The sequence below is a fragment of the Pseudomonas asiatica genome, from assembly GCF_040214835.1.
GTDB lineage: Bacteria > Pseudomonadota > Gammaproteobacteria > Pseudomonadales > Pseudomonadaceae > Aquipseudomonas > Aquipseudomonas putida_Z.
On sequence record NZ_CP157874.1, the window covers coordinates 3,753,159 to 3,778,817 of the forward strand.

Annotated in this window: 13 protein-coding genes; 8 read left to right on the forward strand and 5 right to left on the reverse strand. The window is 64.9% G+C overall.

Features of this window, described 5'->3' with window-relative positions:
- Window positions 1–6 precede the first annotated feature (6 nt).
- Both ABNP31_RS16890 and ABNP31_RS16895 read right to left on the reverse strand, forming a co-directional pair.
- Complete coding sequence (locus ABNP31_RS16890; protein WP_350012561.1) at window positions 7–1,410, reverse strand: hypothetical protein; 1,404 nt, start codon at window positions 1,408–1,410, stop codon at window positions 7–9.
- Window positions 1,407–3,722 carry a type VI secretion system Vgr family protein gene (locus ABNP31_RS16895; RefSeq protein WP_350012562.1) on the reverse strand — a complete coding sequence of 772 codons (2,316 nt, stop codon included), beginning with the start codon at window positions 3,720–3,722 and terminating at the stop codon, window positions 1,407–1,409. The genes ABNP31_RS16890 and ABNP31_RS16895 overlap by 4 nt, the downstream gene beginning before the upstream one ends.
- A 900-nt stretch (window positions 3,723–4,622) precedes the next feature.
- Between ABNP31_RS16895 and glgA the strand changes: the two genes are divergently transcribed.
- The 8 genes from glgA to ABNP31_RS16935 all read left to right on the forward strand — a co-directional run bounded on the left by glgA (window position 4,623) and on the right by ABNP31_RS16935 (window position 17,712).
- Complete coding sequence (glgA, locus tag ABNP31_RS16900; RefSeq protein WP_075045668.1) at window positions 4,623–6,182, forward strand: glycogen synthase GlgA; 1,560 nt, start codon at window positions 4,623–4,625, stop codon at window positions 6,180–6,182.
- A 14-nt stretch (window positions 6,183–6,196) separates the two neighbouring features.
- Window positions 6,197–7,939 (forward strand): malto-oligosyltrehalose trehalohydrolase, encoded by a 1,743-nt coding sequence (gene treZ, locus ABNP31_RS16905; protein ID WP_085664655.1) that lies wholly within the window; start codon window positions 6,197–6,199, stop codon window positions 7,937–7,939.
- Window positions 7,936–10,005 (forward strand): 4-alpha-glucanotransferase, encoded by a 2,070-nt coding sequence (malQ, locus tag ABNP31_RS16910; RefSeq protein ID WP_350012563.1) that lies wholly within the window; start codon window positions 7,936–7,938, stop codon window positions 10,003–10,005. The genes treZ and malQ overlap by 4 nt, the downstream gene beginning before the upstream one ends.
- A complete protein-coding gene (locus tag ABNP31_RS16915) occupies window positions 10,002–12,776 on the forward strand; it encodes a malto-oligosyltrehalose synthase (RefSeq protein ID WP_350012564.1) in 2,775 nt (924 codons plus the stop codon). The genes malQ and ABNP31_RS16915 overlap by 4 nt, the downstream gene beginning before the upstream one ends.
- Window positions 12,777–12,790: 14 nt before the next feature.
- A complete protein-coding gene (locus tag ABNP31_RS16920) occupies window positions 12,791–13,039 on the forward strand; it encodes a DUF2934 domain-containing protein (protein ID WP_085664652.1) in 249 nt (82 codons plus the stop codon).
- Window positions 13,040–13,192: 153 nt separating this feature from the next.
- Window positions 13,193–15,346 (forward strand): glycogen debranching protein GlgX, encoded by a 2,154-nt coding sequence (gene glgX / locus ABNP31_RS16925; protein ID WP_075045673.1) that lies wholly within the window; start codon window positions 13,193–13,195, stop codon window positions 15,344–15,346.
- Window positions 15,347–15,525: 179 nt separating this feature from the next.
- A complete protein-coding gene (locus tag ABNP31_RS16930; RefSeq protein ID WP_025339815.1) occupies window positions 15,526–16,335 on the forward strand; it encodes an endonuclease/exonuclease/phosphatase family protein in 810 nt (269 codons plus the stop codon).
- A gap of 300 nt (window positions 16,336–16,635) precedes the next feature.
- Complete coding sequence (locus tag ABNP31_RS16935; RefSeq protein WP_025339816.1) at window positions 16,636–17,712, forward strand: autotransporter domain-containing protein; 1,077 nt, start codon at window positions 16,636–16,638, stop codon at window positions 17,710–17,712.
- A 117-nt stretch (window positions 17,713–17,829) separates the two neighbouring features.
- Here the strand turns inward: ABNP31_RS16935 and glgB are convergent, their stop codons facing one another.
- From glgB to ABNP31_RS16950, 3 genes are all read right to left on the reverse strand, one after another.
- Window positions 17,830–20,040, reverse strand: a complete 2,211-nt coding sequence (glgB, locus tag ABNP31_RS16940) for a 1,4-alpha-glucan branching protein GlgB (protein WP_350012565.1) — start codon at window positions 20,038–20,040, stop codon at window positions 17,830–17,832.
- Window positions 20,041–23,358: a maltose alpha-D-glucosyltransferase gene (treS, locus tag ABNP31_RS16945; protein ID WP_350012566.1), complete on the reverse strand. Its 3,318-nt coding sequence runs from the start codon at window positions 23,356–23,358 to the stop codon at window positions 20,041–20,043.
- Window positions 23,359–23,512: 154 nt separating this feature from the next.
- Window positions 23,513–25,531: an alpha-1,4-glucan--maltose-1-phosphate maltosyltransferase gene (locus ABNP31_RS16950; protein ID WP_238066606.1), complete on the reverse strand. Its 2,019-nt coding sequence runs from the start codon at window positions 25,529–25,531 to the stop codon at window positions 23,513–23,515.
- Window positions 25,532–25,659 lie beyond the last annotated feature (128 nt).

Sequence of the window (25,659 nt, forward strand, 5' to 3'; positions counted from 1 at the left end):
CAGACCCTACTGAATTACATCACCTATAGATCTCGCATGCCCATCAAGCTTGACTATCTGGCTTACAGCACCCCTCTCATCTACGGTTATCAACCAACGCTCATATCCAGCCGAGCGAATATTCATTGCCTGTTCTTTCCCCAAACTTTCGGAAAGCCTTGGACGAATCCACGCATCACTCATCTGCCTGGCACTCGGAAACCCCTTACTCCCCTTTGTAACCGGCAAACTACCCGGCGAAAACGCGCCCCCCGTTCGATACTTGGTCTCGGTAATGATGAACGGCGGCGGTGGATGGGCATTACGATAGACGCCATCCAGCCCGCGCCCGGTAGGTTTCATTTGCAGGCTGCGAGGCCCACGAGCGGCCGACAGCAGGTTCTCATGGCCTTTGCCGAGCATGTACTGATCACTGACCACCTCCCCATAAATGCCCTTCTGCGTCCGGGTCGCCGTGGAATGATCGAACACGTGCACATTGGCGCCATGCGTGGCAGCTGCCGCAGAGGTGGGCACTGGCGGGCCGAGCGCACCTTCGGGGCGCTCGAGGTAACGCGGACGCATGCCAATGCCAGAAGTCACCCGCCCACCACTCATCGCCATGGGCACCGGCTTAGGCGCATGCACCCCGGCCTGCGCAACCTGCGCGGGCAGATCGCTGGCCTGTTCCAGCACCTTGGCCAGCCTGGCGTCGAGGTGCATCAACGCCCGTGGGATTTCCCGCACTGCATGCACCTGCACCGCGTAGAACTGGGCTTCCATGGCCTGCAGCCGCACCAACAGGTGCGCGGCCGCCTGGTTGAAGGGCCAGTTGCCCAGGTAGCTGCGAAGCTTTGCCGTTGCCGCGATGACCTTGGTCAAGAACTGGTTCAGATAGGCCAGCAAATCCTTTTCATAGCTCGTGAACCTGACCTGGCGCAGCCAGAACTCCACGCTGCCGCGGGTGAACTTGCCAAGAAACGCAACCACGGTCCGCAAGATGATCTGGCTTTCACGGATAAGCAGCAGGCACAAACCTCGCAGAAACGCTGCCGCTTCCTGGCCGACCAATGCACCTGCCACCGAGCCCACGGGGGTGCCCACCGCCCCCACCACGGCACCGATGATCGGCGCGATCAAGGTAAGCAGGCAGGCAACCAGCAGCACCCACTCCTGCCACTGTGGCGGCTGCGCCGTTGCCTGGCTGTCATCCGCCGTGTAGCGCTTGCCCAAGCGCAGGCACACTGCGGCCAGGTCACGGGCGCTGAGCACGATCACCACCCTAGGCACCAACGACAGCAGCATGTCGGCAATGACCACGCTCAGTGGCCGTTCCTCGGCAAACTCGCCCAGCACCAGGTCACGCAGCCAGCCAAAGCCGCCTGCCACCCTTTCTACCGCTTCATCCAGCCAGTCAGCGGCGGAGTTCATGACTGGCCACCTGCCGAGGTGCAGCCGGCAAGCAACGCCTGCAAGGCAGCATCCGGCTCGGTTGCGGTCGTCAGCTGCAGCGAGCCTTGGCCAACCTCGTAGCGCACCTGGGCGCTGCAACCGGGGGTAACGCCAGCCAGGCGGGCATAGCCGTTCTGGTCGACCATACCCTGGCGCTGGGTGCCATCGGACAACGTCGCCACGTAGGCCGTGCCCGCAATTGGCGTACCGTCGGCATGCACCAGGCGAAACTCGATTTCCTCCTGCGACGGTGCAGGCGGCTCACCGTAACGTGCAGGCGCCTTTACCTGGGCGATGGCATGCAACAGCAGTGGCTCGGGGCAACCGATTTCGATGCGGCCATCACCCAGCTTGATGAACGCCCCGCCGCAACTCAGGGTCAGCGACGTTCGGCTATCGATGTGCACATGGCCGTGATGGCTGGTGATCGACACATCGTCATTGGCATCGACCCGCAGTTGCCCGCCGACCTGCACACGCTTGTCCTGCGCGACCTGCTCGCTGGCCTCGAGGCCAACCATCACGCTCAACGCCCCGCCAACGGCCAACGACTTGCCCAGGCCTATGCTTTCGACTTTGCCAAGGGCGACCGTTTCGCTCTTGCTGGCGCCGACCTTGACACTGCGGTTGCCACCTATGTGCACCACTTCGTCATGCTCGACGCGCTCGCTACGGTCATTGCCGATGAGCGTGGTTTCGTTGTGTTTCACGACGTTGTTCTGGTCGCGCTCGGCATGAATGAATACTTCCTGGCGCCCCAGTTCGTCCTCGAAGCGCAACTCGTTGAAGCCATCGCCTTTATGGGTCTGGCTCTTGATGGTCATGCGGGTCTTGTGTTCGGGCAGGTCGTAAGGCGGCAGCTGGTCACCGCAGTAGGTGCGCCCGGTGATCATCGGCTGGTCAGGGTCGCCATTGACGTACTGGACAATCACATCCTGGCCAATACGTGGAATGGCCATCGAACCCCAACTGCCACCGGCCCAGCCTTGCGACACCCGCACCCAGCAGGAACTGAATTCGTTGTTGCTGCTTTCACGGTCCCAGGGGAAGCTGACCTTGACCCGCCCCCACTGGTCGCAAAAAATCTCTTCGCCCGGCGGGCCGACTACGGTGGCCATGTGCGGGCCATCGATGCGCGGCTTGGCCAAGGGTGCCGGGCGCCATTCGGCCATGCCTTGCACCAGCAGCGCATCGTTCACATAGCAGGTACCTTGTTCGGCGCCGGCGGCTTCTTCCTGCAGGCTGGTGAACTGCGTACCTTCGTGGCACAGGCTGATCACGCGCCAGTGCACATTGAGGTCTTCACGCGGGTGGCCGACGAGGGTGAAGCTCAGGCCTGGCTGCAGGCGCACGTCATCGCCCTGTACTTCGGCCAGGCGGGCGTCATGGCGCAGGGCCGTCAGCCGCGTTTCAGTGAAGGGCTTGCCGACCGCATCGCGCTTGTAGCGGCCCGGGTAATCAAAAAACTCGTAGTCCAGCGACTGGTGCGTGATTCCGCTGGCCTGAGCCTTGTGCTCCTGGCGATAGGCCGGGTTGGTGAAGGTGTAGTCGCGCTGCACCTGCTGCGCGGTACGCACCTGCTCGCAGTAGCGCAAACGCCGCAGGCAGGCACGGGCTTGGTCGCCACCGCTACTGGCGTGGTACAGCACCTTGTCGGGGCCGAGATCATCTTCATCCAGCCAAAGCGCCTCCTCATCTACGGTCTTTAGCGTGCCCCGGCTGAGCAACCCAAGCGATAGCAGGCGATCGGTAACGATCAGCGTGTGGTGCCTGGCGCAGTGCACAAAGCGGTAGACGAAGCCCTCTTCAGCGGCAAGGCGATGGATGAAGTCGAGGTCGGTTTCCCCTGCCTGGACACAGAACTCACGCACCTGGTGTTCGGCGCTGCTATTGAGCTCAAACCGGGCAATGCCCTGACGCTTGAACATCAGTTCAAGAATCTGCGGCACGGTTTTCTGCTGGAAGATGCGCCAGTTCGAACGCAAGCGGGCACGGGCCAGTTGCGGCTCGACCACAGCGTGGTAGCGCGTGCGACAGAAGCCGGTTTCACCTTGGCTGAAGGCACTGACCAAGCCATGCACATGACGCAGTGGCCGGTCTGCGCAATAAAGGGTGAATAGCGCAGGCTTGTCGAGCACCTGGCCGAAGTCGACATCACTGTCGTAGCTGACAAGTTCAAGGTTCAGCACAAATGGCTGGCTGATAGCTTCTTCCAGCTTGAATGAAACCACTTCGAACTCCGTGCGCCCGGCAAGCGCCTGAAATCCGAAACGAAAGTCCGACTGTTTCATGAGTTGCTCTACCCGCCATCATGTTTACCGGCGAAAAAACAACCACATCCTGGCTTTCTTCAAGATGAGTACGTCGAATGAAAGTTGCCCGTCGCCAACGTTCAAGCCGGCTAGATCCGTGGCATTTGCGGACTTGACCGATGACGACAGTGAGGATGAGGCAGTGACTGAAGAGCAACTTAAACCGTACCGCCCCGGCATGACAGGAACGATGGGTTTCATGCATTGACGATTTCGTAGGAAATTTCTTAAAGCATCAACTTACAAAATTTTGCCCGCGCGAGTCCGATCACTGAAACAGCAGAAATTCAAGCCAGGAAAATAATAAATACAGTTACTGAAAAGTTCGCGAAACAGCCCCTTTCATTCATCCTGAAATCACTTGGAATCCGAAATGCACCATTCTGTTGGAGGGCGATGACCTTGGCACCCCTCAAGCGCACCAAAAAGGTGCATGACTGGCAGAAATTGGGGCATGCCGTCTGCCCCCCATCCACCGCTCCAGCCCCTGCATTCACATCCGGTCACAAACGCCAACGTTTGCGTCTATTCCGCGGCACGACAATGGTGACCAGCGGGTCACCTTTTTATCTCTTTCTCTCCTACACTCGGGTTTCGGCCCGCCATTTGCTCAACGGAAGAGTGACGAAAAAAAGTCGAACTTTCCGGAACGCGGGCAGGTCAGGAACTAAGTAGGCCAAACGCAAAGGGACTTCCCAGCATCGGCCCACACACCCCAACCAGCGCAATCGCCTTCGGCCGGAATGCCGATCGCGCCGTGCCTGCGCGCACGACCCTGGGGCATGGAACGCACTACGCAGAATCCAGAATCAGAGAGAACCAACACGAAACATCGCCACGGGTGCCAGCACCCGGCCAAGCATAGGGACGGAGAGAAGTATGATCAGTGCCGCTGTCGAGCCTCACGTAGATTCATTCAACCCGGACAACCGCGAACCGCTCACCCCGGACTTCGCCACGACAGGCAAGGCACCCGGCGCCCAGCGCCAGCACAACCGCAACAAGCGCAAGATTTTGTTCGTGACCTCGGAAATCGCCGACCTGGTGAAAACCGGTGGCCTGGGTGACGTGTCTGCAGCCCTGCCCCGTGCCCTGGCGCACCTGCATGATGTACGGGTACTGATCCCCGGCTACCGCCAGGTGATGGAAAGCGACAACCCCATCCACATCGTCGGTGAACTGGGTGGCCACGCCGCCCTGCCGCCGTGCAAGATCGGGCGCATGGACATGGCCGACGGCCTGGTCATCTATGTGCTGATCTGCCCCGAACTGTACCAGCGCGACGGCACCCCCTATGGCGCCAACAACGGCCGCGACTGGCCCGACAACCACATCCGCTTCGCCCGCCTGGGCCTGGCCGCCGCCGAAATCGCCGCCGGCGAAGGCAGGATCCACTGGAAGCCCGAAGTGGTGCACGCCCACGACTGGCCCGCCGGCCTGGCTCCGGCCTACATGCACTGGCGCGGGCTGAGTACGCCAACCCTGTTCACCATCCACAACCTGGCCTACCAGGGCGTGTACAGCCGCGGTTGCAGCCCGGAACTGGCGATCCCCGAGCACGCCATGCAACAGGAAGGCATGGAGTTCTACGGCAAGCTTTCGTTCCTCAAGGCCGGCCTGGCCTACGCCAGCCACATCACCACGGTCAGCGCCACCTATGCCCGGGAAATCACCACCCCGGAATTCGGCTGCGGCCTGGACGGCTTCCTCGCCAGCAAGGCCCAGCAAGGCCTGCTCGGCGGCATTCCCAATGGCATTGACGAAAGCTGGGACTCGGCCACCGACAAGCACCTGCAGCACAACTTCAGCATCAACGACTGGGAAGGCAAGGCGCGCAATGCCCAGGAAGTGCGCGAGCTGTTCAAACTGCAACCCTCCGAAGGCCCGCTGTTCGCCGTGGTTTCGCGCCTGGTCTACCAGAAAGGCCTGGACCTGACCCTGGGTGTGGCCGACTACATCGTCGAGCAAGGCGGGCAGATCGCGATCATCGGCCGTGGCGAGCCGGAAGAAGAGCAGGCCATGCGCGAACTGGCGCTACGCCACCCGGGCCGTATCGGCGTACGCATCGGCTTCAACGAGACCGATGCCCGGCGCATGTTCGCCGGCAGCGACTTCCTGCTGATGCCGTCACGCTACGAGCCATGCGGCCTCAGCCAGATGTACGCGCAGCGTTTCGGCTCGCTGCCGGTGGCGCGCAACACCGGCGGCCTGGCCGACACCATCGAGTGCGGCGTCACCGGTTTCCTGTTCAACGAGTCCACCGTCGAGAGCTATCGCCAGGCACTCAGCCGCGCCTTCTATGTATATGGCAAGAAGGACCTGCTGAACGCCATGCGCTGCCTGTCGATGACCCAACCGTTCAACTGGTGCCAGGCCGTGGAACCCTACGCACGCCTGTACGAAGACTTGGTCAAGCAGGCACAGCACAGCCACTACTGAACGGGGAATCGAAGATGCACAGACATGGCGCACACCTGCTGGACGCCACGTCGGCGCGCTTCGCCCTCTGGGCCCCGGATGCGCGCAGCGTGAGCGTGGAACTGGAGCAGCAGCCGGCCATCGAGCTGTTGCCCGACGATGATGGCTGGTTCACCGGCGTGGCCCCGTGCCAGGCCGGTGACCGTTACCACTACCGTATCGATGGTGCACTGCAGGTGGCCGACCCGGCCTCGCGCTACCAGCCCGATGGCGTGCAGGGGCCGAGCCAGGTGGTGGATGTGGCCAGCTATGCCTGGCAACACCCCTGGCAAGGCCGGCCCTGGCACGAAGCGGTCATCCAGGAGCTGCATGTCGGCCTGCTCGACGGCTACGCCGGGGTCGCCCGGCAACTGCCGCGCCTGGCCGAACTGGGCATCAGCGCCGTCGAGCTGATGCCGCTGGGGCAGTTCCCTGGCGAGCGCAACTGGGGTTACGACGGCGTGCTGCCCTATGCGCCGCAAAACACCTATGGCAGCCCCGAGCAGCTGTGTGCGCTGGTCGACCAGGCACATGGCCACGGGCTGATGGTGCTGGTCGATGTGGTGTACAACCATTTCGGCCCCGACGGCAATTACCTGCACCAGTACGCCAGCCCGTTCTTCCGCGAAGACCGGCAGACCCCCTGGGGCGCAGCCATCGACTTCCGTCGCCCGCAGGTGCGCGAGTACTTCATCCAGAACGCCCTGATGTGGTTGTGCGACTACCGCTTTGATGGCCTGCGCCTGGATGCCGTGCACGCCATCGACCAGCCCGACTTCCTGGTCGAGCTGGCGCAAAGGGTACGTGCTGCGGTGGAACCCGGCCGCCACGTATGGCTGGTACTGGAGAACGAGCACAACCAGGCCTTCCTGCTGGAGCAAGGCTTCGACGCCCAGTGGAACGACGACGGCCACAATGCCCTGCATGTGCTGCTCACCGGCGAAACCGAAGGCTACTACGCCGACTACCAGCAGCGCCCCATCGACCAGCTGGCCCGCTGCCTTGCCGAAGGTTTCGTGTTCCAGGGCCAGGCCAACCGCCATGGCACGCCCCGCGGCGAGCCCAGCGCGCACTTGCCACCCAGCGCCTTCGTGCTGTTTCTGCAGAACCATGACCAGGTCGGCAACCGTGCCCTGGGCGAGCGCCTGACCCGCCTGTGCCCACCGCAGGCGCTGCGGGCGGCCACCGGGCTGTTGCTGCTGGCACCGATGATCCCGCTGCTGTTCATGGGCGACGACGATGGCAGCTGCCGGCCGTTCCTGTTCTTCACCGACTTCCATGACCAGCTGGCCGACGCCGTGCGCGAAGGCCGGCGCGGCGAGTTCGCCCATTTCGCCGCCTTCGCCGACCCCGAGCAACGCCAACGCATCCCCGACCCCAACGCCGAACAGACCTTCGAGGCCTCCCGCCCGCAAGGCAAGGAAGTAATCGCCGGCTGGCACGGCCTGTACCAGCACCTGCTCGAACTGCGCCGCCGCCATGTGATCCCGCACCTGCCCGGCAGCCGCGCGCTGGGCGCCGAAGTACACGGCGACAAGGCCCTGACCGCACGCTGGTGCCTGGGCAATGGCACCACCCTGCGCATCGACCTGAACCTGGCCTCCACCCCACAGGGGGTCGAGTTGCCCGCGCCGGCCAACCGCCTGTTCGACAGCAGCGACACCCGGCACCCCGATACCCACCTGGCCGCCTACAGCTGCGTGGTCAGCCTGCTTCCCCCTGCACTGGAGCGCCCATGAGCGAAACCGCCCTGCACCGCCTGGCGACCCGCGTCGGGCTGAGCCGCGACTGGATCGACGCCAATGCCCGGCCCCAGCGTGTCAGCGACGAGGTACTGCGCAACATCCTTGAAGGCCTTGGCCACCCGGCCAGCGATGACGCCGCCATTGCCGCCAGCCTGCGCGCCGTGGACGCTGCCGAAGACAGTGAGCACCTGCCGCCGCTGCTGACCGCCGACCTCGGCCAGCCACTGGCATTGGCGCGCTACTTCAGCGCCGCCAGCGTCGCGCACTGCACCTTGGAGGACCACAGCGCCCTCACCCTCAGCCTTGACGACCAGGCCCGCCTGCCCGGAGCGCTGCCCATCGGCTACCACCAGGTGGAAATCGACAGCCGCCGCTTCACCGTGGCTGTGGCCCCGCCACGCTGCCACAGCCTTGAAGACCGCGTGCAGCAGCCGCCACCGCGCTGCTGGGGCCTGGCGGTGCAGCTGTACAGCTTGCGCCGCCCCGGCGATGGCGGCTACGGCGACTGCCTGGCCCTGGAACAACTGGCCCGCGCGGCCGCCGAGCGCGGTGCCGATGCCTTGGCCATCAGCCCGATCCACGCCTTGTCGGCCATCGACCAGACGCACTACAGCCCCTACTCGCCCTCCAGCCGCCTGTTGCTCAACACCCTTTACGCCAGCCCTGCCGCGCTGCTGGGCGAGCGGGAGGTGCGCGTGGCCATCGAAGCCTGCGGCCTGGAGCAACAGCTGGAAGACCTGGAGCAAGGCCCGCTGGTCGACTGGCCGCGTGCCGCCAGCGCCCGCCTGCGCCTGCTCGAAGCCCTGTATCAGGGCTTCAGCCAGGGCGACCACCCGCTACGCAAGGATTTCGACAGCTTCCGCGAAGCCGGTGGCCAGGCCCTGGAGCACCATTGCCGCTTCGAGGTGCTGCAGGCCCAGGCCGTGGAGCATGGCCTGGGCGCCGATTGGCGCCACTGGCCCAAGGCCTGGCACGACCCGTACCACCCGGAAGTGGAGGCCTTCGCCAACGCCTACCCGGCCAAGGTCGAGTTCCATGCCTTTTGCCAATGGCTGACCGAACGGGGCCTGCAACGCGCCCAGGAAGCGGCGCGCGGCAACGGCATGGCGGTCGGCCTGATCGCTGACCTGGCGGTGGGCGCCGACGGTGCCGGCAGCCAGGCCTGGAGCCGCCAGGACGAGCTGCTGGCAGGCCTGAAGGTAGGCGCACCGCCCGACATCCTCAACCGTGCCGGCCAGGACTGGGGCATCTGCGCCTTCTCGCCCGAAGGCCTCAAGCGCAACGGCTACCGCGCTTTCATCGAAATGCTGCGGGCCAACCTCGCCCACGCCGGCGGCCTGCGCATCGACCATGTCATGGGCCTGCGCCGGCTGTGGCTGATCCCGCAGGGAGCCAAGCCCAGCGAAGGCGCCTACCTCAACTACCCGCTGGACGACCTGCTGCGCCTGCTGGCGCTGGAGTCGGTGCGCCACCAGGCAATCATCCTCGGCGAAGACCTGGGCACCGTGCCGGACGGCCTGCGCGAGCAACTGGCGGCCAAGGCCGTGCTGGGCATGCGTGTGCTGCCCTTCGAGCAGACCCAGCCCGGCCATTTTAAGCCGATTCTCGACTGGCCGGACAACGCCCTGGCCACCACCGGCACCCACGACCTGGCGCCGCTGGCCGGCTGGCTGGAAAACCGCGACATCGACTGGAGCCACCGCCTGCAACTGATCGATGCTGCCACCGAACTGCACTGGCGCCACGAGCGGCAAAAGGAGCACGACGGCCTGCGCCGCACCCTGGAGGCCAACTACGGCACGCTACCGGACAACGATGCGCTGATCGACGCCGCCATTCGCTACGTTGGCCACACCCGCGCACCGCTGGTGCTGGTACCGCTTGAAGACCTGCTGGGTTGCGACGAGCAACCCAACCTGCCGGGCACCACCTCCGGCCACCCCAACTGGCGCCGACGCTTCGCCCGGCCGGTACGTGAACTGCTCGACGACGAAGACGCCGCACGGCGCCTGGAACTGCTGGCCCAGGCCCGCGAACAAGCCTGGGAGCGTGACCGATGAAAGCGCTGACCGCGACCCTGCGCCTGCAGTTTCACAGTGATTTCACCCTCGATCACGCCGTGCCGCTGGTGCCGTACTTCGCCCAGTTGGGTATCAGCCACCTGTATGCCTCGCCCATCCTCAGGGCCCGCGCCGGCTCGCGCCACGGCTACGACGTGGTCGACCCGACCTGCGTCAACCCCGAGCTGGGCGGCGAAGCGGCGCTGCAACGGCTGGTTGCCGCCCTGCGCCAGCACGGCATGGGGCTGATCCTCGACACGGTGTCCAACCACATGGCCGTGGGCGGTGCCGACAACCCCTGGTGGCAGAGCCTGCTGGCCTGGGGCCGGCGCAGCCCCTATGCAGAATTCTTCGACATCCAGTGGCACTCCAGCGACCCGCTGCTGGCCGGTCAGTTGCTGTTGCCGTTCCTCGCCAGCGACTATGGCGTGGCACTGAAGAATGGCGAGATACCGCTTGAGTTCGACAAGCACCATGGGCTGCTGCAAATCGCCCATTACCAACACCGCTTCCCGATCTGCCCTGTCGACTATGGCTGGATTCTCGCCCTCAGCCCGGAGCCGGCGCTCAAGGCCCTGGCCGAACGCTTCACCGCGTTGAACGCATCGGCCACGCCGCTGGCCGACGCCCTGCCCCTGCAAGCCGAACTGGCGCGCCTGGCAGGCGAAGGCGCCGACCTCGAATCGGCCCTGGTGGCGTTCGACAGCCGTAGCGAGAATGGCTTCAAGCGCCTGCACCTGCTACTGGAGCGCCAGACCTACCGTCTGGCCAGCTGGCGTACCGCCGCCGACGACATCAACTGGCGGCGCTTCTTCGACATCAACGAGCTGGGCGGCCTGCGGGTGGAACGCGCGGTGGTGTTCGAGGCCACCCACGCCAAGCTGTTCGAACTGATCGAGCGCGGCCTGGTGGACGGCCTGCGCATCGACCATATCGACGGCCTGGCAGACCCGCGCGGCTACTGCCGCAAGCTGCGCCGGCGGGTCGATGGCCTGCTGGCACGGCGGCCGTTGAACGCTGCCCTGGAGCATTTCCCGATCTACGTGGAGAAGATCCTCGGCGCCAACGAGCACCTGCACCGCGACTGGCTTACCGACGGCACTACCGGCTATGAATTCATGAACCAGGTTTCGCTGCTGCAGCACGACCCGGCGGGCGAAGCAGCGCTGACCGAGCTGTGGGCCAATGTGAGCGAACGCCCCGACTTCCCCGAAGAAGTGCGTCAGGCCCGCCACCTGGTGCTCAATGCCAGCCTGGCCGGCGACTGCGAGTCGGTGGCCCAGGCGCTGTTGCAGGTGGCGCGCAACGACCTGATGACCCGCGACCTGACCCTTGGCGCGATCCGCCGCGCCTTGCAGGCGCTGGTGGCGCATTACCCGGTGTACCGCACCTACTTCAATGCCTGCGGGCGCCCGGCAGAAGACGAAGGGTTTTTCCAGCAGGCCCTGGCCAATGCCCGGCAGGACCTGGGCGAAGCAGACTGGCCGCTGCTCGAGCACCTGCAACAATGGCTGGGCGGGCAAGCCTGGCGCCGCCTGCCAGCAGGCCGGGCGCGCAAGCAGCTGCGCCACGCCTGCGTGCGCTTCCAGCAACTGACCGCGCCCAGTGCCGCCAAAGCCGTGGAAGATACCGCGTTCTACCGCAGCGCGCGGCTGCTGTCGCGCAACGATGTGGGCTTCGACGCCGAGCGTTTCAGCGCCCCGCTCGAGCACTTCCACAACGAGGCCCAGCGGCGCCTGCGCGATTTCCCCGACAACCTGCTGGCCAGCGCCACCCATGACCACAAGCGCGGCGAAGACACCCGTGCGCGCCTGGCCGTGCTCAGCGAGCGCGGCCCGTGGCTGGCCAGCCGCATGGAACACTGGCGCGAACTGGCCACGCCGTTGCGCACGCAACTGGATGACGGCCCGGCGCCCAGCCCCGGCGACGAGCTGATGCTGTTGCAGACCTTGCTGGGCAGTTGGCCGCTGGACCTCGACCTGCACGATGACAACGCCCTGCTCCAGTACGCCGAACGCATCCGCCAGTGGCAGCAGAAGGCCCTGCGCGAGGCCAAGCTGCGCAGCAGCTGGAGCGCGCCGAACGAAGCATATGAAAACGCCTGTGCCGGCTACATCGACGGCCTGCTGCTGGACGGCGAGAACCAGCAGCTGCGCAAATCGCTGGCCGATGCCGCCCACCTGCTGGCCTGCCCCGGTGCCCTCAACGGCCTGGTCCAGGCCCTGCTGCGCATGACCACGCCGGGCGTGCCGGACCTGTACCAGGGCAACGAATACTGGGATTTCAGCCTGGTCGACCCGGATAACCGCCGCGCCGTGGACTACGCTTGCCGGCGTCGCACCCTGGACGATGCAACGCCGGTAGCCGAGCTGCTGGAACACTGGCGCGACGGCCGCCTCAAGCAGGCGCTGATCGCCCGGGTGCTGGACTGCCGCCGGGCCCATGCCGAGCTGTTCCGCCGTGGCGCCTACCTGCCGCTGACCGTGCATGGCCGGCATGCCGACAAGGTGGTGGCGTTCGCCCGCCTTGGCGAAGGCGAACGGGCCGTCATCATCGCGCCACGCCTGGCCAGTACCCTGCTGGCAGGTGCACCGATACCCCTGATCCCGGCACAGAACTGGGACGACACCCGGGTAAGCCTGCCGTTTGCCTTGTCGCCTGCCAACTCGACGGGACTTTTCCCCAGTGCTGCGGTCAGCTCTTCCAAGGAGCTGATGTTGAGCGCCGTGCTGGCGGAGTTTCCGGTCAACCTGCTGATACAACAATCTTGAGCATCAGGAGCGTCATGATGAGTGTTGATGAAAAGCGTATCCGCGAATTTGCCTACCAGATCTGGGAATCTGAGGGTAAGCCCGCCGGCCAGGAAGAGCGCCATTGGGACATGGCGCGCAAGCTGGCCGAAGCCGAGGCGCTGGCACCCAGGGCGGCGCCGCGCAAGCGGGCGCCGGCCAAGCCCAAGGTAGCGGCTGAACCGGTTGAGAAGGCCGTGGCTGTGAAGAAACCCCGGGCGGTGAAAAAGCCGGCTGCCGGTTGAGCCTGCACCGGCCTCTTCGCGGGTAAACCCGCTCCCACAGGTACACCGTCATACTCAAGCCTGGCGCTATCCCTGTAGGAGCGGGTTCACCCGCGAAGAGGCCGGTACAGGCCTACGCAGCTCCCTCCACCACCACGGCCACAGAGGACCGCCATGAGCCCCCGCACCCCGAAGAAAACCCGCTCGGTCGCCCCGTCGCGTATCCGCGAAGGCCTGCCCTTCCCCCTCGGCGCCACCTGGGATGGCCTTGGGGTCAACTTTGCCCTGTTCTCGGCCAACGCCACCAAGGTCGAGCTGTGCCTGTTCGACTCCACCGGCGAGCACGAAATCGAACGCATCGAGCTACCCGAATACACCGACGAGATCTACCACGGCTACCTGCCCGACGCGCACCCAGGGCTGGTCTACGGCTACCGCGTGCACGGCCCGTACGAGCCGGAGAACGGCCACCGCTTCAACCCCAACAAACTGCTGATCGACCCGTATGCCAAGCAACTGGTCGGCAGCCTGCAATGGTCCGAAGCACTGTTCGGCTACACCATCGGCCACCCCGACGGCGACCTGTCGTTCGACGAGCGCGACAGCGCGCCGTTCGTGCCCAAGTGCAAGGTGATCGACCCCGCCTTCACCTGGGGCCGCGACCAGCGCGTGCTGATCCCCTGGGAGCGCACGATCATCTACGAGGCCCACACCCGTGGCATCAGCATGCGCCACCCGGCGGTACCGGAAGAACTGCGCGGCACCTTCGCCGGCCTGGCCAATGACGAGTTGCTCAAGCACATCAAGGAATTGGGCGTTTCCAGCATCGAGCTGCTGCCGATTCACGCCTTCGTCAACGACCAGCACCTGCTGGACAAGGGCCTGAACAACTACTGGGGCTACAACAGCATCGCCTTCTTCGCCCCCCACCCGCGCTACCTGGCCAGCGGCAAGATCGCCGAATTCAAGGAAATGGTCGCGCACCTGCACGACGCCGGGCTGGAGGTGATCCTCGACGTGGTCTACAACCACACCGCCGAAGGCAACGAGCGCGGCCCGACGCTGTCGATGCGCGGTATCGACAACGCCTCCTACTACCGCCTGATGCCGGACGACAAGCGTTACTACATCAACGATTCCGGCACCGGCAACACCCTGGACCTAAGCCACCCCTGCGTGCTGCAGCTGGTCACCGACTCGCTGCGCTACTGGGCCGGCGAAATGCACGTGGACGGCTTCCGCTTTGACCTGGCGACCATCCTTGGCCGCTACCACGACGGCTACAGCGAACGCCACGGCTTCCTCGTCGCCTGCCGCCAGGACCCGATGCTGAGCCAGGTGAAGCTGATTGCCGAGCCCTGGGACTGCGGCCCGGGCGGCTACCAGGTGGGCAACTTCGCCCCGGGCTGGGCAGAGTGGAACGACCGCTTCCGCGACACCGTGCGCGCCTTCTGGAAAGGCGACGAAGGCCAACTGGCCGACTTTGCCTCGCGCATGACCGCCTCGGGGGACATGTTCAACAACCGTGGCCGGCGCCCCTATGCCTCGGTCAACTTCGTCACCGCCCACGACGGTTTCACCTTGCGCGACCTGGTGTCGTACAACCACAAGCACAACGAAGACAACGACGAGAACAACCAGGACGGCACCGATAACAACCTGTCGTGGAACTGCGGTGTCGAGGGGCCGACCGACGACCCAGCCGTGAATGCCCTGCGCATGCGCCAGATGCGCAACTATTTCGCAACCCTGCTGCTGGCCCAGGGCACGCCGATGATCGTCGCCGGTGACGAGTTCAGCCGCACCCAGCACGGCAACAACAATGCCTATTGCCAGGACAGCGAGATCGGCTGGGTGAACTGGGACCTGGACCAGGAAGGCGAAGAGCTGCTGGCCTTCGTCAAGCGCCTGACCCGCCTGCGCCTGGCCTACCCGGTATTGCGCCGCTCGCGCTTTCTGGTGGGCGACTACAATGAGGCGATCGGCGTCAAGGACGTGACCTGGCTGGCACCGGATGGCAACGAGATGAGCGTTGAGCAATGGGAAGACCCGCACGGGCGTTGCCTGGGCATGCTGATCGATGGCCGTGCCCAGGTCAGCGGCATTGCCCGGCCAGGCGCCGAGGCCACCGTGTTGCTGATCGTCAATGCCCACCATGACATCGTTCCGTTCGAGTTGCCGACCGTGCCCGAAGGGGATTACTGGAGCTGCCTGGTCGATACCGACCGGCCAGAGCTGCGCAAGGGGCAGCATCTGCAGTTCGACAGCACCTTTGAGGTGAAGGGGCGATCGTTGCTGCTGATGGTGTTGCAGCGTGATGAGGAGTGAACCTGAACCCGCTGGTATGTGTCCCTTGTGTAGGAGCGGCCTTGTGTCGCGATCGGGCCGCACAGCGGCCCCAACTATTCTTGCCTTGGTGCTGACAAACGGGGCCGCTGCGCGGCCCGATCGCGACACAAGGCCGCTCCTACAAGGATCCGCGCAAACCCGTTGCCCGAGGAGTAACCGTGAACCCCGAAGCCGGCAGTAAAGGTTTCGCCAGTGTCAACCAGGCCCCGGCCGTGAAGCGGCTGCAGGTGCTGACGGTGAATACCCACAAGGGCTTCACCGCCTTCAACCGGCGCTTCATCCTGCCGGAACTGCGCGAGGCGGTGCGCAGCACCCAGGCCGACATCGTCTTCCTCCAGGAAGTGCTCGGCAGCCACGACCGCCACGCCGCGCGCTACCCCGGCTGGCCGCAGACTTCGCAGTACGAGTTCCTCGCCGACAGCATGTGGAGCGACTTCGCCTACGGCCGCAACGCGGTCTACCCCGACGGCCACCACGGCAACGCGCTGCTGTCCAAATACCCGATCATCGAACATCGCAACCTCGACGTGTCGATCACCGGCCCCGAACGACGTGGCCTGCTGCACTGCATCCTCGATGTGCCCGGCCAGCACCAGGTGCATGCCATCTGCGTGCACCTGTCGTTACTGGAAAGCCATCGCCAGAAACAACTCCAACTGCTGCGCAAGCTGCTCGAGTCCTTGCCCGCCGAGGCCCCGGTGATCATCGCCGGCGATTTCAACGACTGGAAATCCCACGGCAACCGCACCCTGGGCCTGCAGCGTGACCTGCACGAGGCCTTCGAGCGCCACCATGGGCATCTGGCCCGCACCTATCCTGCGCGGCTGCCGCTGTTGCGCCTGGACCGCGTCTACCTGCGCAACGCCGAAAGCCATGGGCCGCGGATTCTGGGGCACAAACCTTGGTCGCACCTGTCGGACCACCTGCCGTTGTCGGTCGAAGTCAGGCTTAGCAATCATTCTTCATAGCCACGCCACGACAAATAGCGAACCCCGCTATACCTCGCAGACTTATCAAAAGAATCAACACGTTGAACAAAACCACGGATCCTGAACACTTCCTTCACACTTTCTTGACGCAAGCGGCGGCCTCTCCTTAGCTGAACATATCAAGCAGTAAAGATCTCGCGCCGGGCCTCTAGCTCGCGCCTTCGTGCGCGCTGGCGAAAGCCTGGCGTGCTGGTTTGGGTCGCCCACTGTTTTTGCCGTACAGCTCGTGACAACAGGCCAGGTCCTAGGGCTGTAACACAAAAACAAAGGAGATCCGCCATGAAAAGCACCTCGAACCTCTTGCGCTTCGACAGCATTTTCTACGCGGTTTCCACGTCGCTGCTTCTGGCAACCCCGGTGGAAACTATCGCGTATGAACTGCAGGACGACCCGGCCTCGCCCGGTTTCCTGCACCAGCCGGCAGTACCACAGCTGTCGCTCGACCCGGTCAGCGCCAGTGGCTTGAGTATCGGTACCTTGAATGCGTTCTCGCAGAAGATGAGCGAGCGCCACGGGCAGGCTGCACCGGACCTGGTCGCCAGCCAGTGGGCGCAGTTCTTCCCCACCACCGCGCGCGGTGGCGCGCAGCCCCCGGACCAGCTGGAGGCACCCAGCCAGCAACTGACGATCGGCCCGGACCTGTTCGTGCGTGAAACTGCAGCGGGCAATGTGCACCGCGCGGGGATCTTCGTGGGGCAAAACAACCTGCAGACCAGCTTCAACGGCATGCGCCGGCTGTTGGGCGACAAGCAACGCAACGCCGTGAACCTCAGCGGTGAAAGCCTGGGGGTTTACTGGAGCATGACCCATGAACAGGGCTGGCACCTGGATGCCGTGGCCATGGGTTCGCGCATCGACGTCAATGGCCGTGGCGAGAACGGCCAGCGACTGGACGACAGCGGCCACGCGATGACCTTCTCGCTGGAAGGCGGCATCCCCATCGGCCTGGGTGGCGGCTGGGTGATCGAGCCGCAGGCGCAGTTGATCAACCAGCAGTTCTTCCCCGGCAGCCGGGCGCAGGAAGAGACCTTGCAGGCCTTCGACAGCCAGCCGAGCTGGAGCGGCCGAGTCGGCGCCAGGCTGTCCGGGCGTTATGAAGTACGCGGCATGCCGATCGAACCCTATGTGCGGACCAACGTGTGGTATGACTTCAGCAATGCCGATGAGGTGAAGCTGGACCAGGTCGACAAGATCTCCAGCTCGCGCTACTCGACCACGGTGGAACTGGGGTTGGGGCTGGTGGCGCGGGTGACGCCTTCGGTGGCGCTGTTTGTCAGTGCCGATTACAGCAGTGATGTGGACGACAATGATCTGAATGGGTTGATTGGCAGCCTAGGGGTGCGGATGCGGTGGTAGGCAGGTTCGGCCCTTTCGCGGGTGAACCCGCTCCCACAAGGACCGCACAGGGTCTGAAGCTTGTGCAATACCTGTGGGAGCGGGTTTACCCGCGAAGAGGCCAGTACAAGCAACACATCAGGCTGGTTTCATTATCAGAACCCCAAGCGGCGGCAGGTTCAGGGCCAGCGACTGCGGCTGGCCATGGCTGGCAATCTCGTTACTCTCCACCACCCCCAGGTTGCCGACATTGGACCCGGCATACAGCTCTGCGTCACTGTTCAACAGCTCCTCCCAGCGCTCACCAAACGGCACGCCAATGCGATACCCCTCGCGCGGCACCGGGGTGAAGTTGGCCACCACCAGCACCGGCTCGCCACTGCTGCTCCAGCGCAGCCAGGCATACACGCTGTTCTGCGCATCGTCACCAATCAGCCACTGGAACCCCTGCGGCTGGCAATCCTGCTCGTGCAACGCCGGCACCTCGCGGTACAGGCGGTTGAGGTCGCCGACCAGGCGCTGTACGCCCTGGTGCTCAGGGTACTGCAGCAGGTACCAGTCCAGCTCGCCATCGTGGTCCCACTCGCGCCACTGGCCGAACTCGCAGCCCATGAACAGCAGCTTCTTGCCCGGATGCGCCCACATGAAGGTGAGGTAGGCACGCAGGTTGGCGAACTTCTGCCAACGGTCGCCGGGCATCTTGTCGATCAGCGAATGCTTGCCGTGCACCACTTCGTCGTGGGAAATGGGCAGGATGAAGTGCTCGGAATAGGCATAGATCAACCCGAAGCTCATCTCGTTGTGATGGTAAGTGCGGTGCACCGGGTCGTTCTGGATGTAATGCAAGGTGTCGTGCATCCAGCCCATGTTCCACTTGTAGGCAAAGCCCAGGCCGCCCTGCTGAGTCGGCTGGCTGACGCCGGGCCAGGCGGTGGACTCCTCGGCGATGATCAGCGCGCCCGGGGCCTCGTGGGCCGCCACGCCGTTGAGGTGGCGGATGAAGTCGATGGCCTCCAGGTTCTCGCGCCCGCCGTGGCGGTTTGGCACCCATTCGCCGGCCTTGCGCGAATAGTCGCGGTACAGCATCGAGGCCACTGCATCGACACGCAGGCCATCGATGTGGAAGTGCTTCAGCCAGTGCAGCGCCGAGGCCATCATGAAGCCGCGCACTTCGTTGCGGCCAAGGTTGTAGATCAGTGTGTTCCAGTCCTGGTGGTAGCCCTCCAGGGGGTTGTCGTATTCGTACAGGGCGGTGCCGTCGAAACGCGCCAGGCCGTGTTCATCGGTGGGGAAATGCGCTGGCACCCAGTCGAGCAGCACGCCAATGCCGCCCTGGTGGCAGGCGTCGATGAAGGCGGCGAAGTCCTCGGCGCTGCCGTAGCGCGAGGTGGGCGCGAACAGCGACAGCGGCTGGTAGCCCCAGGAGCCGCCGAACGGGTGTTCCATGATCGGCAGCAGTTCGATATGGGTGAAGCCCAGCTCCTGAACGTACGGCACCAGGCGCTCGGCCAGCTCGCGCCAGTTGTAATAGCGCCCCACCTCGCCCGCCTCGTCCAGCTCGCAGCGCCACGACCCTGGGTGCAGCTCGTAGATCGACAGCGGCGCACTGTAGGCATGGCGCTGCGCGCGTTGCGCCATCCAGTCGTGGTCTTGCCAGTCGTGGCTGAGCGCCCCCGCTACCTTGGAGGCGGTGCTTGGCGGCAGTTCGGTCGCGCGCGCCAACGGGTCGGCCTTCAGGGGCAGTATGCCGTCCTTGCCCAGCACCTCGAACTTGTAGGTTTCGCCCACGCCCAGGCGCGGCACGAACAGCTCCCACACCCCGGCGCTGTGGCGCAGGCGCATGGGGTGGCGGCGGCCATCCCAGTTGTTGAAGTCACCCACCACCGACACCCGCCGCGCGTTCGGCGCCCACACCGAGAAACACACGCCGTCGACACCATCGACCTGGATAGGCTGGGCGCCGAAGCGCCCGGACAGGTCGCGGTGGTTGCCTTCGGCAAACAGGTACAGGTCCATGTCGCCCAGTTGCGGGCCGAAGCTGTAGGGGTCTTCGGTAATCTGCTCGCCACCGGCCCAGCCGATCTGCAGCAGGTACGGGTGTGCCTCATCGAGGTGCGCGGTGAACAGCCCCGGCAGGCTGCCCTGCTCCATTTCGGCGAGGATGCGCCCGTCATGCCGGGCCAGGATGCGCACATTCAGGGCATTGGGCAGGAAGGTGCGGACCACCTGCCCGCCCGCGCCGTCGCCATGGGGGCCGAGTACCGCAAATGGATCGGCGTGCTCGGCGCGGGCCAGGGCGTCGAGGTCCCGTTGCCGAAGGCCGCCGTTTTCACGCGTGGTTGCATTCATCTATGACTCTCCCCAGGTACTGATCAGTCCATGCAGGCCATGCAAAGGCACGGCCAGCCAGCTCGGACGGTTCTCGGCTTCGTATGTGATTTCGTAGGCAGCTTTTTCCAGGCAGAACAGCTCCAGTGCGGCACGCTCGCCCTCGGCCTGTTGCCAGGCGTGGGGCATGGCCGCGGTGGCCAGGCCATAGGCTTCGACAAAGGCATGCCGCGATTGGTGCAGGTACTGCCTGGCAACCCGTTGCCGGGCTTGGCGCGCCGGGTCGGAAAGGTCGACCGCAGACGCGCTGCGCAAGATCATGGCAGCAGCATAGTCGAAGGATCGCAGCACGCCGCTGACATCCTTGTACGGGCTGTGTCTTGCCCGACGCTCTTGCAGCGGCCGGGCCGGTTCACCTTCGAAATCGATGAGGTAGGCGTCGCCCTGCACCACCAACACCTGGCCCAGGTGCAGGTCGCCGTGCACGCGCATCAGCAGGCCGCCCTGGGCCTGGCGGGTCAGGTTGGCGATGTGCTGGGCCAGGCCGTCGCGCTGTTGCTGCAAGTCGTCGACCAGCGCCTGGCTTTCGCTGTCGAGGCTGTCGCGGTGCTGGGCCAGCAGGTCGAGGGCATGGGTGAGTTCGGCGCTGATCTGCGCACTCCAGCGTTCGCTGTCGTCGGCATCGCTCGGGCGCGGCTGAAAGGCCTCGTCATTGGTCGGTGCAGCCAGCAGCAGGTGCATCTCGCCCAGGCGCTGGCCGAGCAAGGCGGCAAAGCCGGTGAGTTCGGCCAGTGCATCGGTGTGCGCATCGGCGTCGAGGCTGGAAGGTTCCATCTGGTCGCGGATGGCCCGTTCCAGGGTGTTCTGGGTCCAGGCCCAGGCGTCGCCCTGGTTGCTCAGGTAGCCTTGGGCGATCATCAGCAGGTGTGGCGCACCCTGCTCATCCACCCGGCTGACCCAGGCCAGCAGCGGCGAAATGTTGGCAAAGCCTGCGGCGGTCAGGTAGGCACTCATTTCCAGCTCTGGGTGCACACCCGGGTTGACCCGGCGAATCAGCTTCAGCACCACCTGGTCGCCGATCACCACCGAGCTGTTGGACTGCTCGGCGCTGAGGTAGCGCACGCTGCTTTCGTCGCTCAACGCCAGGCCCGCCAACTGCTGCGTGCTTTCGAAGCGCAGCTCGCCCTCGCCGTTGCCACAAGGCAGACGCATGCCGCCCTCACAGGCACGCAGCACCGCGCGGATGAATGGCTCGAGGACGAAGGCATCGGTGATCAGCCCAACCTGATGGGCACGGCGCACCCGTGACAGGGCCAGCTGTTGTGGCAGTGCGCTGTTGATCTGCTCTTCGGGCAGCAGGCCGAACGGCAGCTGATAGCGGGTAGCTACACCCTCGCTGAGCACTTCGATTTCACTAAGCAGCACCGGTGTGGTGGCGGTGCCGAAACGCACGCCGTAGCACAGGCGCACCTGGTCGATCGGCCCTTCCTTGCCGGCGAACCAGCGCCGCTTGGGCAGGTACTGCGGCAGGATGGCGCTTTGCAGGGTATCGCTGGAGGGAGCCTCCAGCAGTTCTTCCAGGCGTTTGCGCAATACCAGTGTGGTCAATTCGGGTAACCCCTCGGTGGCCTGGATGTGCCAGCTGGGCATGCGATCGTGGCTGGCCAGCAGGAACCAGTAGAAGGCGTAGGGTGGCAAGGTCAGCAGGAACGGCAGTTGCCCGATTGGCGGGAAAGCGCTGCCGCCGAGCATCTCCACCGGTACTTTGTCGGCGTATTGTGACAATTCCAGTTCAGCCGCCTGGGCGGCGCGGGAAACGTTGGCCACGCACAGGATGACTTCGGTGTTGCCATCGGCGTCGGTGTACTCGCGCAAGTAGGCGAGGATGCGCCGGTTGTTCGGCGTGAGGGTGCGCAGGCTGCCGCGGCCGAAGGCCTTTTGCTGCTTGCGCACCGCCAGCATGCGCCGGGTCCAGTTCAGCAGCGAGTGCGGGTCGTTGGCCTGGGCTTCGACGTTGACGGTCTGGTAGCCGTACAGCGGGTCCATGATCGGCGGCAGCACCAGGCGCTGCGGGTCGGCGCGGGAGAAACCGCCGTTGCGGTCCGGCGACCATTGCATGGGCGTGCGCACACCGTCGCGGTCGCCCAGGTAGATGTTGTCGCCCATGCCCAGTTCGTCGCCGTAGTACAGGGTGGGCGTGCCGGGCATCGACAGCAGCAGGCTGGTGAGCAGTTCGATGCGCCGCCGGTCACGCTGCAGCAACGGCGCCAGGCGGCGGCGGATGCCCAGGTTGATGCGGGCGCGGCGGTCTTCGGCGTAGTAGTTCCACAGGTAGTCGCGCTCGCGGTCGGTGACCATTTCCAGGGTCAGCTCATCGTGGTTGCGCAGGAAGATCGCCCATTGGCAGTTGGCGGGGATTTCCGGGGTCTGGCGCAGGATGTCGGTGATCGGGAAGCGGTCTTCCATGGCCAGGGCCATGTACATGCGCGGCATCAACGGGAAGTGGAAGGCCATGTGGCATTCGTCGCCCTCGCCTTCGCCAAAGTACGGGCGGGTGTCCTCGGGCCATTGGTTGGCCTCGGCCAGCAGCATGCGGTCGGGGTAGTTGGCGTCGATTTCGGCGCGGATCGCCTTGAGCACGTCGTGGGTTTCGGCAAGGTTCTCGTTGTTGGTGCCATCGCGCTCGATCAGGTAGGGGATGGCGTCCAGGCGCAGGCCATCGACACCCAGGTCCAGCCAGAAGCGCATCACCCCGATCACAGCCTTGAGCACTTGCGGGTTGTCGAAGTTGAGGTCGGGCTGGTGCGAGTAGAAGCGGTGCCAGAAGTACTGGCCGGCGACCGGGTCCCAGGTCCAGTTGGACTTCTCGGTGTCGAGGAAGATGATGCGCGTGCCGTCGTACTTCTGGTCGTCATCCGACCACACGTAGAAGTCCCGTGCCTTGCTGCCGCGCTTGGCATGGCGGGCGCGCTGGAACCAGGGATGCTGGTCGCTGGTGTGGTTGATGACCAGCTCGGTGATTACCCGCAGGCCGCGTTTGTGCGCCTCGGCGATGAAGCGGCGGGCATCGGCCAGGTTGCCGTAGTCGGGGTGCACGGCCTTGTATTCGGCGATGTCGTAGCCGTCGTCGCGGCGTGGCGAGGGATAGAACGGCAGCAGCCACAGGGTGTTGACGCCCAGCTCGGCAATGTAGTCGAGCTTGCTGATCAGGCCGGCGAAATCGCCGATGCCGTCGTTGTTCGAATCGAAGAACGACTTGATGTGCAGCTGGTAGATGACGGCGTCCTTGTACCACAGCGGGTCGTCGATGAAGGCTGCCGGGCGGGAACGCTTGGCCATGTGCGACTCCTTTCAATTCCTGGTTGCTCTGGCCCCAATGCACAAGCAACTGACTTGACACGACCCCTGTGGGAGCGGGCGTGCCCGCGAACACCGGCGAAGCCGGTGCCATGCTCCGCGGCGCCTGCTTCGCGGGCACGCCCGCTCCCACAGGTTAACGGGCCTTTTCGATGCGCCAGATACCGAACGGCAGATGCCAGGGTTCGATGCGCATCCATTGGGTCTTGCCGTACCACGACCAGCGATGGCCGTTCATCAGATCTTCACCCTGGGTTTCGGCGTTGTCATCCAGCCCCAGCTCCCACAGCGGCAGCTCGAAATGCGCCTCCTGGGCGTTGTGCGGGTCGAGGCTGATTGCCACCAGGATGTAGTTGTCGCGCTCGGGCGTGCGCTTGGCGAAGTACAGGATGTTGTCGTTCCAGCAGTTGAAGAACGCCACGCCCAGGTGGGTCTGCAAGGCGCGGTTCTGCCGGCGGATACGGTTGAGCTGGGCGATCTCGGCAATGATGTTGCCGGGCTGGCTGAAGTCGCGTGGGCGAATTTCGTACTTCTCCGAATCCAGGTACTCCTCCTTGCCCGGCAGCGGTGTGCCTTCGCACAGTTCGAAGCCCGAGTACATGCCCCACAGCCCCGAACCCATGGTGGCCAGCGCCGCGCGGATGAGGAAGCCGGCACGGCCGGAGGTGTGCAGGAAGTACGGGTTGATGTCGGGGGTGTTGACGAAGAAGTTGGGCCGGTAGCACTGGCTCCATGGCGGCTGGTTGAGCTGCTCGAAGTACTCGCGCAGTTCCTGTTTGTGGTTGCGCCAGGTGAAGTAGGTATAGCTCTGCGCGTAACCGACCTTGCCCAGGCGGGCCATCATCGCCGGCTTGGTGAAGGCTTCGGCGAGGAAGATGACCTCGGGGTGCCGGCTGCGCACATTGGCAATCAGCCATTGCCAGAACGGCAGTGGCTTGGTGTGCGGGTTGTCGACGCGGAAGGTTTTCACCCCCTCCTCGACCCAGCCGACCACCACGTCGCGCAGGGCCAGCCACAACGAGGGCACGGCCTCGGGGGCATAGAAATCGACGTTGACGATGTCCTGGTACTTCTTCGGTGGGTTCTCGGCATAGCGGATGGTGCCGTCCGGTCGCCAGCTGAACCAGCCGGGGTGCTGCTTGAGCCAGGGGTGGTCCTGGGAGCACTGGATGGCGAAGTCGAGGGCGATTTCCAGGCCATGCTCGGCCGCTGCGGCCACCAGGCGGCGGAAGTCGTCGCGGCTGCCCAGCTGCGGGTGAATCGCCTCGTGGCCGCCTTCCGCGCTGCCGATGGCATACGGGCTGCCCGGGTCGCCGGGCTCTGCCGTGAGGGCATTATTGCGGCCCTTGCGGTGCTGCATGCCGATGGGGTGGATGGGCGGGAAGTACAGCACGTCGAAGCCCATGTCGCGGATCATCGGCAGGCGCTCGTGCACATCATTGAAGGTACCGTGGCGCTCGGGGCTGTCGGTGATCGAGCGCGGGAACAGCTCGTACCAGCTGGCGAACTGCGCGGCCGGGCGGTCGACATCGACGGGGAATTCACGGCTGCGGGCCAGGTAGCTGCGGTGCTCGGCATCGCTCATCAGGCGGGCGGTGGCGGGGTCGAGAAACAGCGCCACCTGGTCGTCGGCATTCAGCGTGGGCAGGCGCTGCTGCAAGGCCTGGAGCTCCTCGCGCAGGGCACCGTTGCACAGCTCGATGCCCTTGCCCAGCATCAATCGGCCCTCTTCCAGCTCCAGCCGGACCTCGACACCGGCGTGGTACTTCTTCTCCAGGTCGTGGCAATAGGTAGCGAACGGGTCGATCCAGGCCTCGATGCTGAACAGGTGCGGGCCCAGTTCGGTGGGGGTGAACTCGGCCAGCCACAGGTCGTTGCCCGGCGAGTGCATGGGTATGCAATGCCAGCGCCGGCTGTGGGCCTGGCGCCAGTTGAGCATCACCGCCAGGCGGTCGTGGCCGTCGCTGTAGACCTTGCTGCTGACCGCCACCGGTTGGCCGCTGATGGCCTTGGCGGCGAAGGTGCCGGCTTCGAGCACGGGTTGGGTGTCTTCGATCACGATGCGCGGCGCCAGCAGCGCCTGGGACAGGCTGATGGCCTGGTCCGGGTGATCGTTGGCCATGGGCACGCTTTCGAAGGGCTCGTTTCGTGACATCGGACCTTGCTCCCTCAGGCTGGTGGCGGTAAGGGTTCAGAGCCGGGCACAGGCGTGGGGTTCAAAAAAATTGAGCGAACGGCAGCTGCCAGGGGTCGAAGCCTGCAGCACCTCTTCAATTACCCAAG

Bases quoted from the DNA above. Each gene is read 5' to 3' on its own strand.
- glgX (WP_075045673.1), top strand. From the start codon at position 13,193: ATGAGCCCCCGCACCCCGAAGAAAACCCGCTCGGTCGCCCCGTCGCGT.
- ABNP31_RS16920 (WP_085664652.1), top strand. From the start codon at position 12,791: ATGATGAGTGTTGATGAAAAGCGTATCCGCGAATTTGCCTACCAGATC.
- ABNP31_RS16915 (WP_350012564.1), top strand. From the start codon at position 10,002: ATGAAAGCGCTGACCGCGACCCTGCGCCTGCAGTTTCACAGTGATTTC.
- glgB (WP_350012565.1), bottom strand. From the start codon at position 20,040: ATGAATGCAACCACGCGTGAAAACGGCGGCCTTCGGCAACGGGACCTC.
- malQ (WP_350012563.1), top strand. From the start codon at position 7,936: ATGAGCGAAACCGCCCTGCACCGCCTGGCGACCCGCGTCGGGCTGAGC.
- treS (WP_350012566.1), bottom strand. From the start codon at position 23,358: ATGGCCAAGCGTTCCCGCCCGGCAGCCTTCATCGACGACCCGCTGTGG.
- ABNP31_RS16890 (WP_350012561.1), bottom strand. From the start codon at position 1,410: ATGAACTCCGCCGCTGACTGGCTGGATGAAGCGGTAGAAAGGGTGGCA.
- ABNP31_RS16950 (WP_238066606.1), bottom strand. From the start codon at position 25,531: ATGTCACGAAACGAGCCCTTCGAAAGCGTGCCCATGGCCAACGATCAC.
- glgA (WP_075045668.1), top strand. From the start codon at position 4,623: ATGATCAGTGCCGCTGTCGAGCCTCACGTAGATTCATTCAACCCGGAC.
- ABNP31_RS16895 (WP_350012562.1), bottom strand. From the start codon at position 3,722: ATGAAACAGTCGGACTTTCGTTTCGGATTTCAGGCGCTTGCCGGGCGC.
- treZ (WP_085664655.1), top strand. From the start codon at position 6,197: ATGCACAGACATGGCGCACACCTGCTGGACGCCACGTCGGCGCGCTTC.
- ABNP31_RS16935 (WP_025339816.1), top strand. From the start codon at position 16,636: ATGAAAAGCACCTCGAACCTCTTGCGCTTCGACAGCATTTTCTACGCG.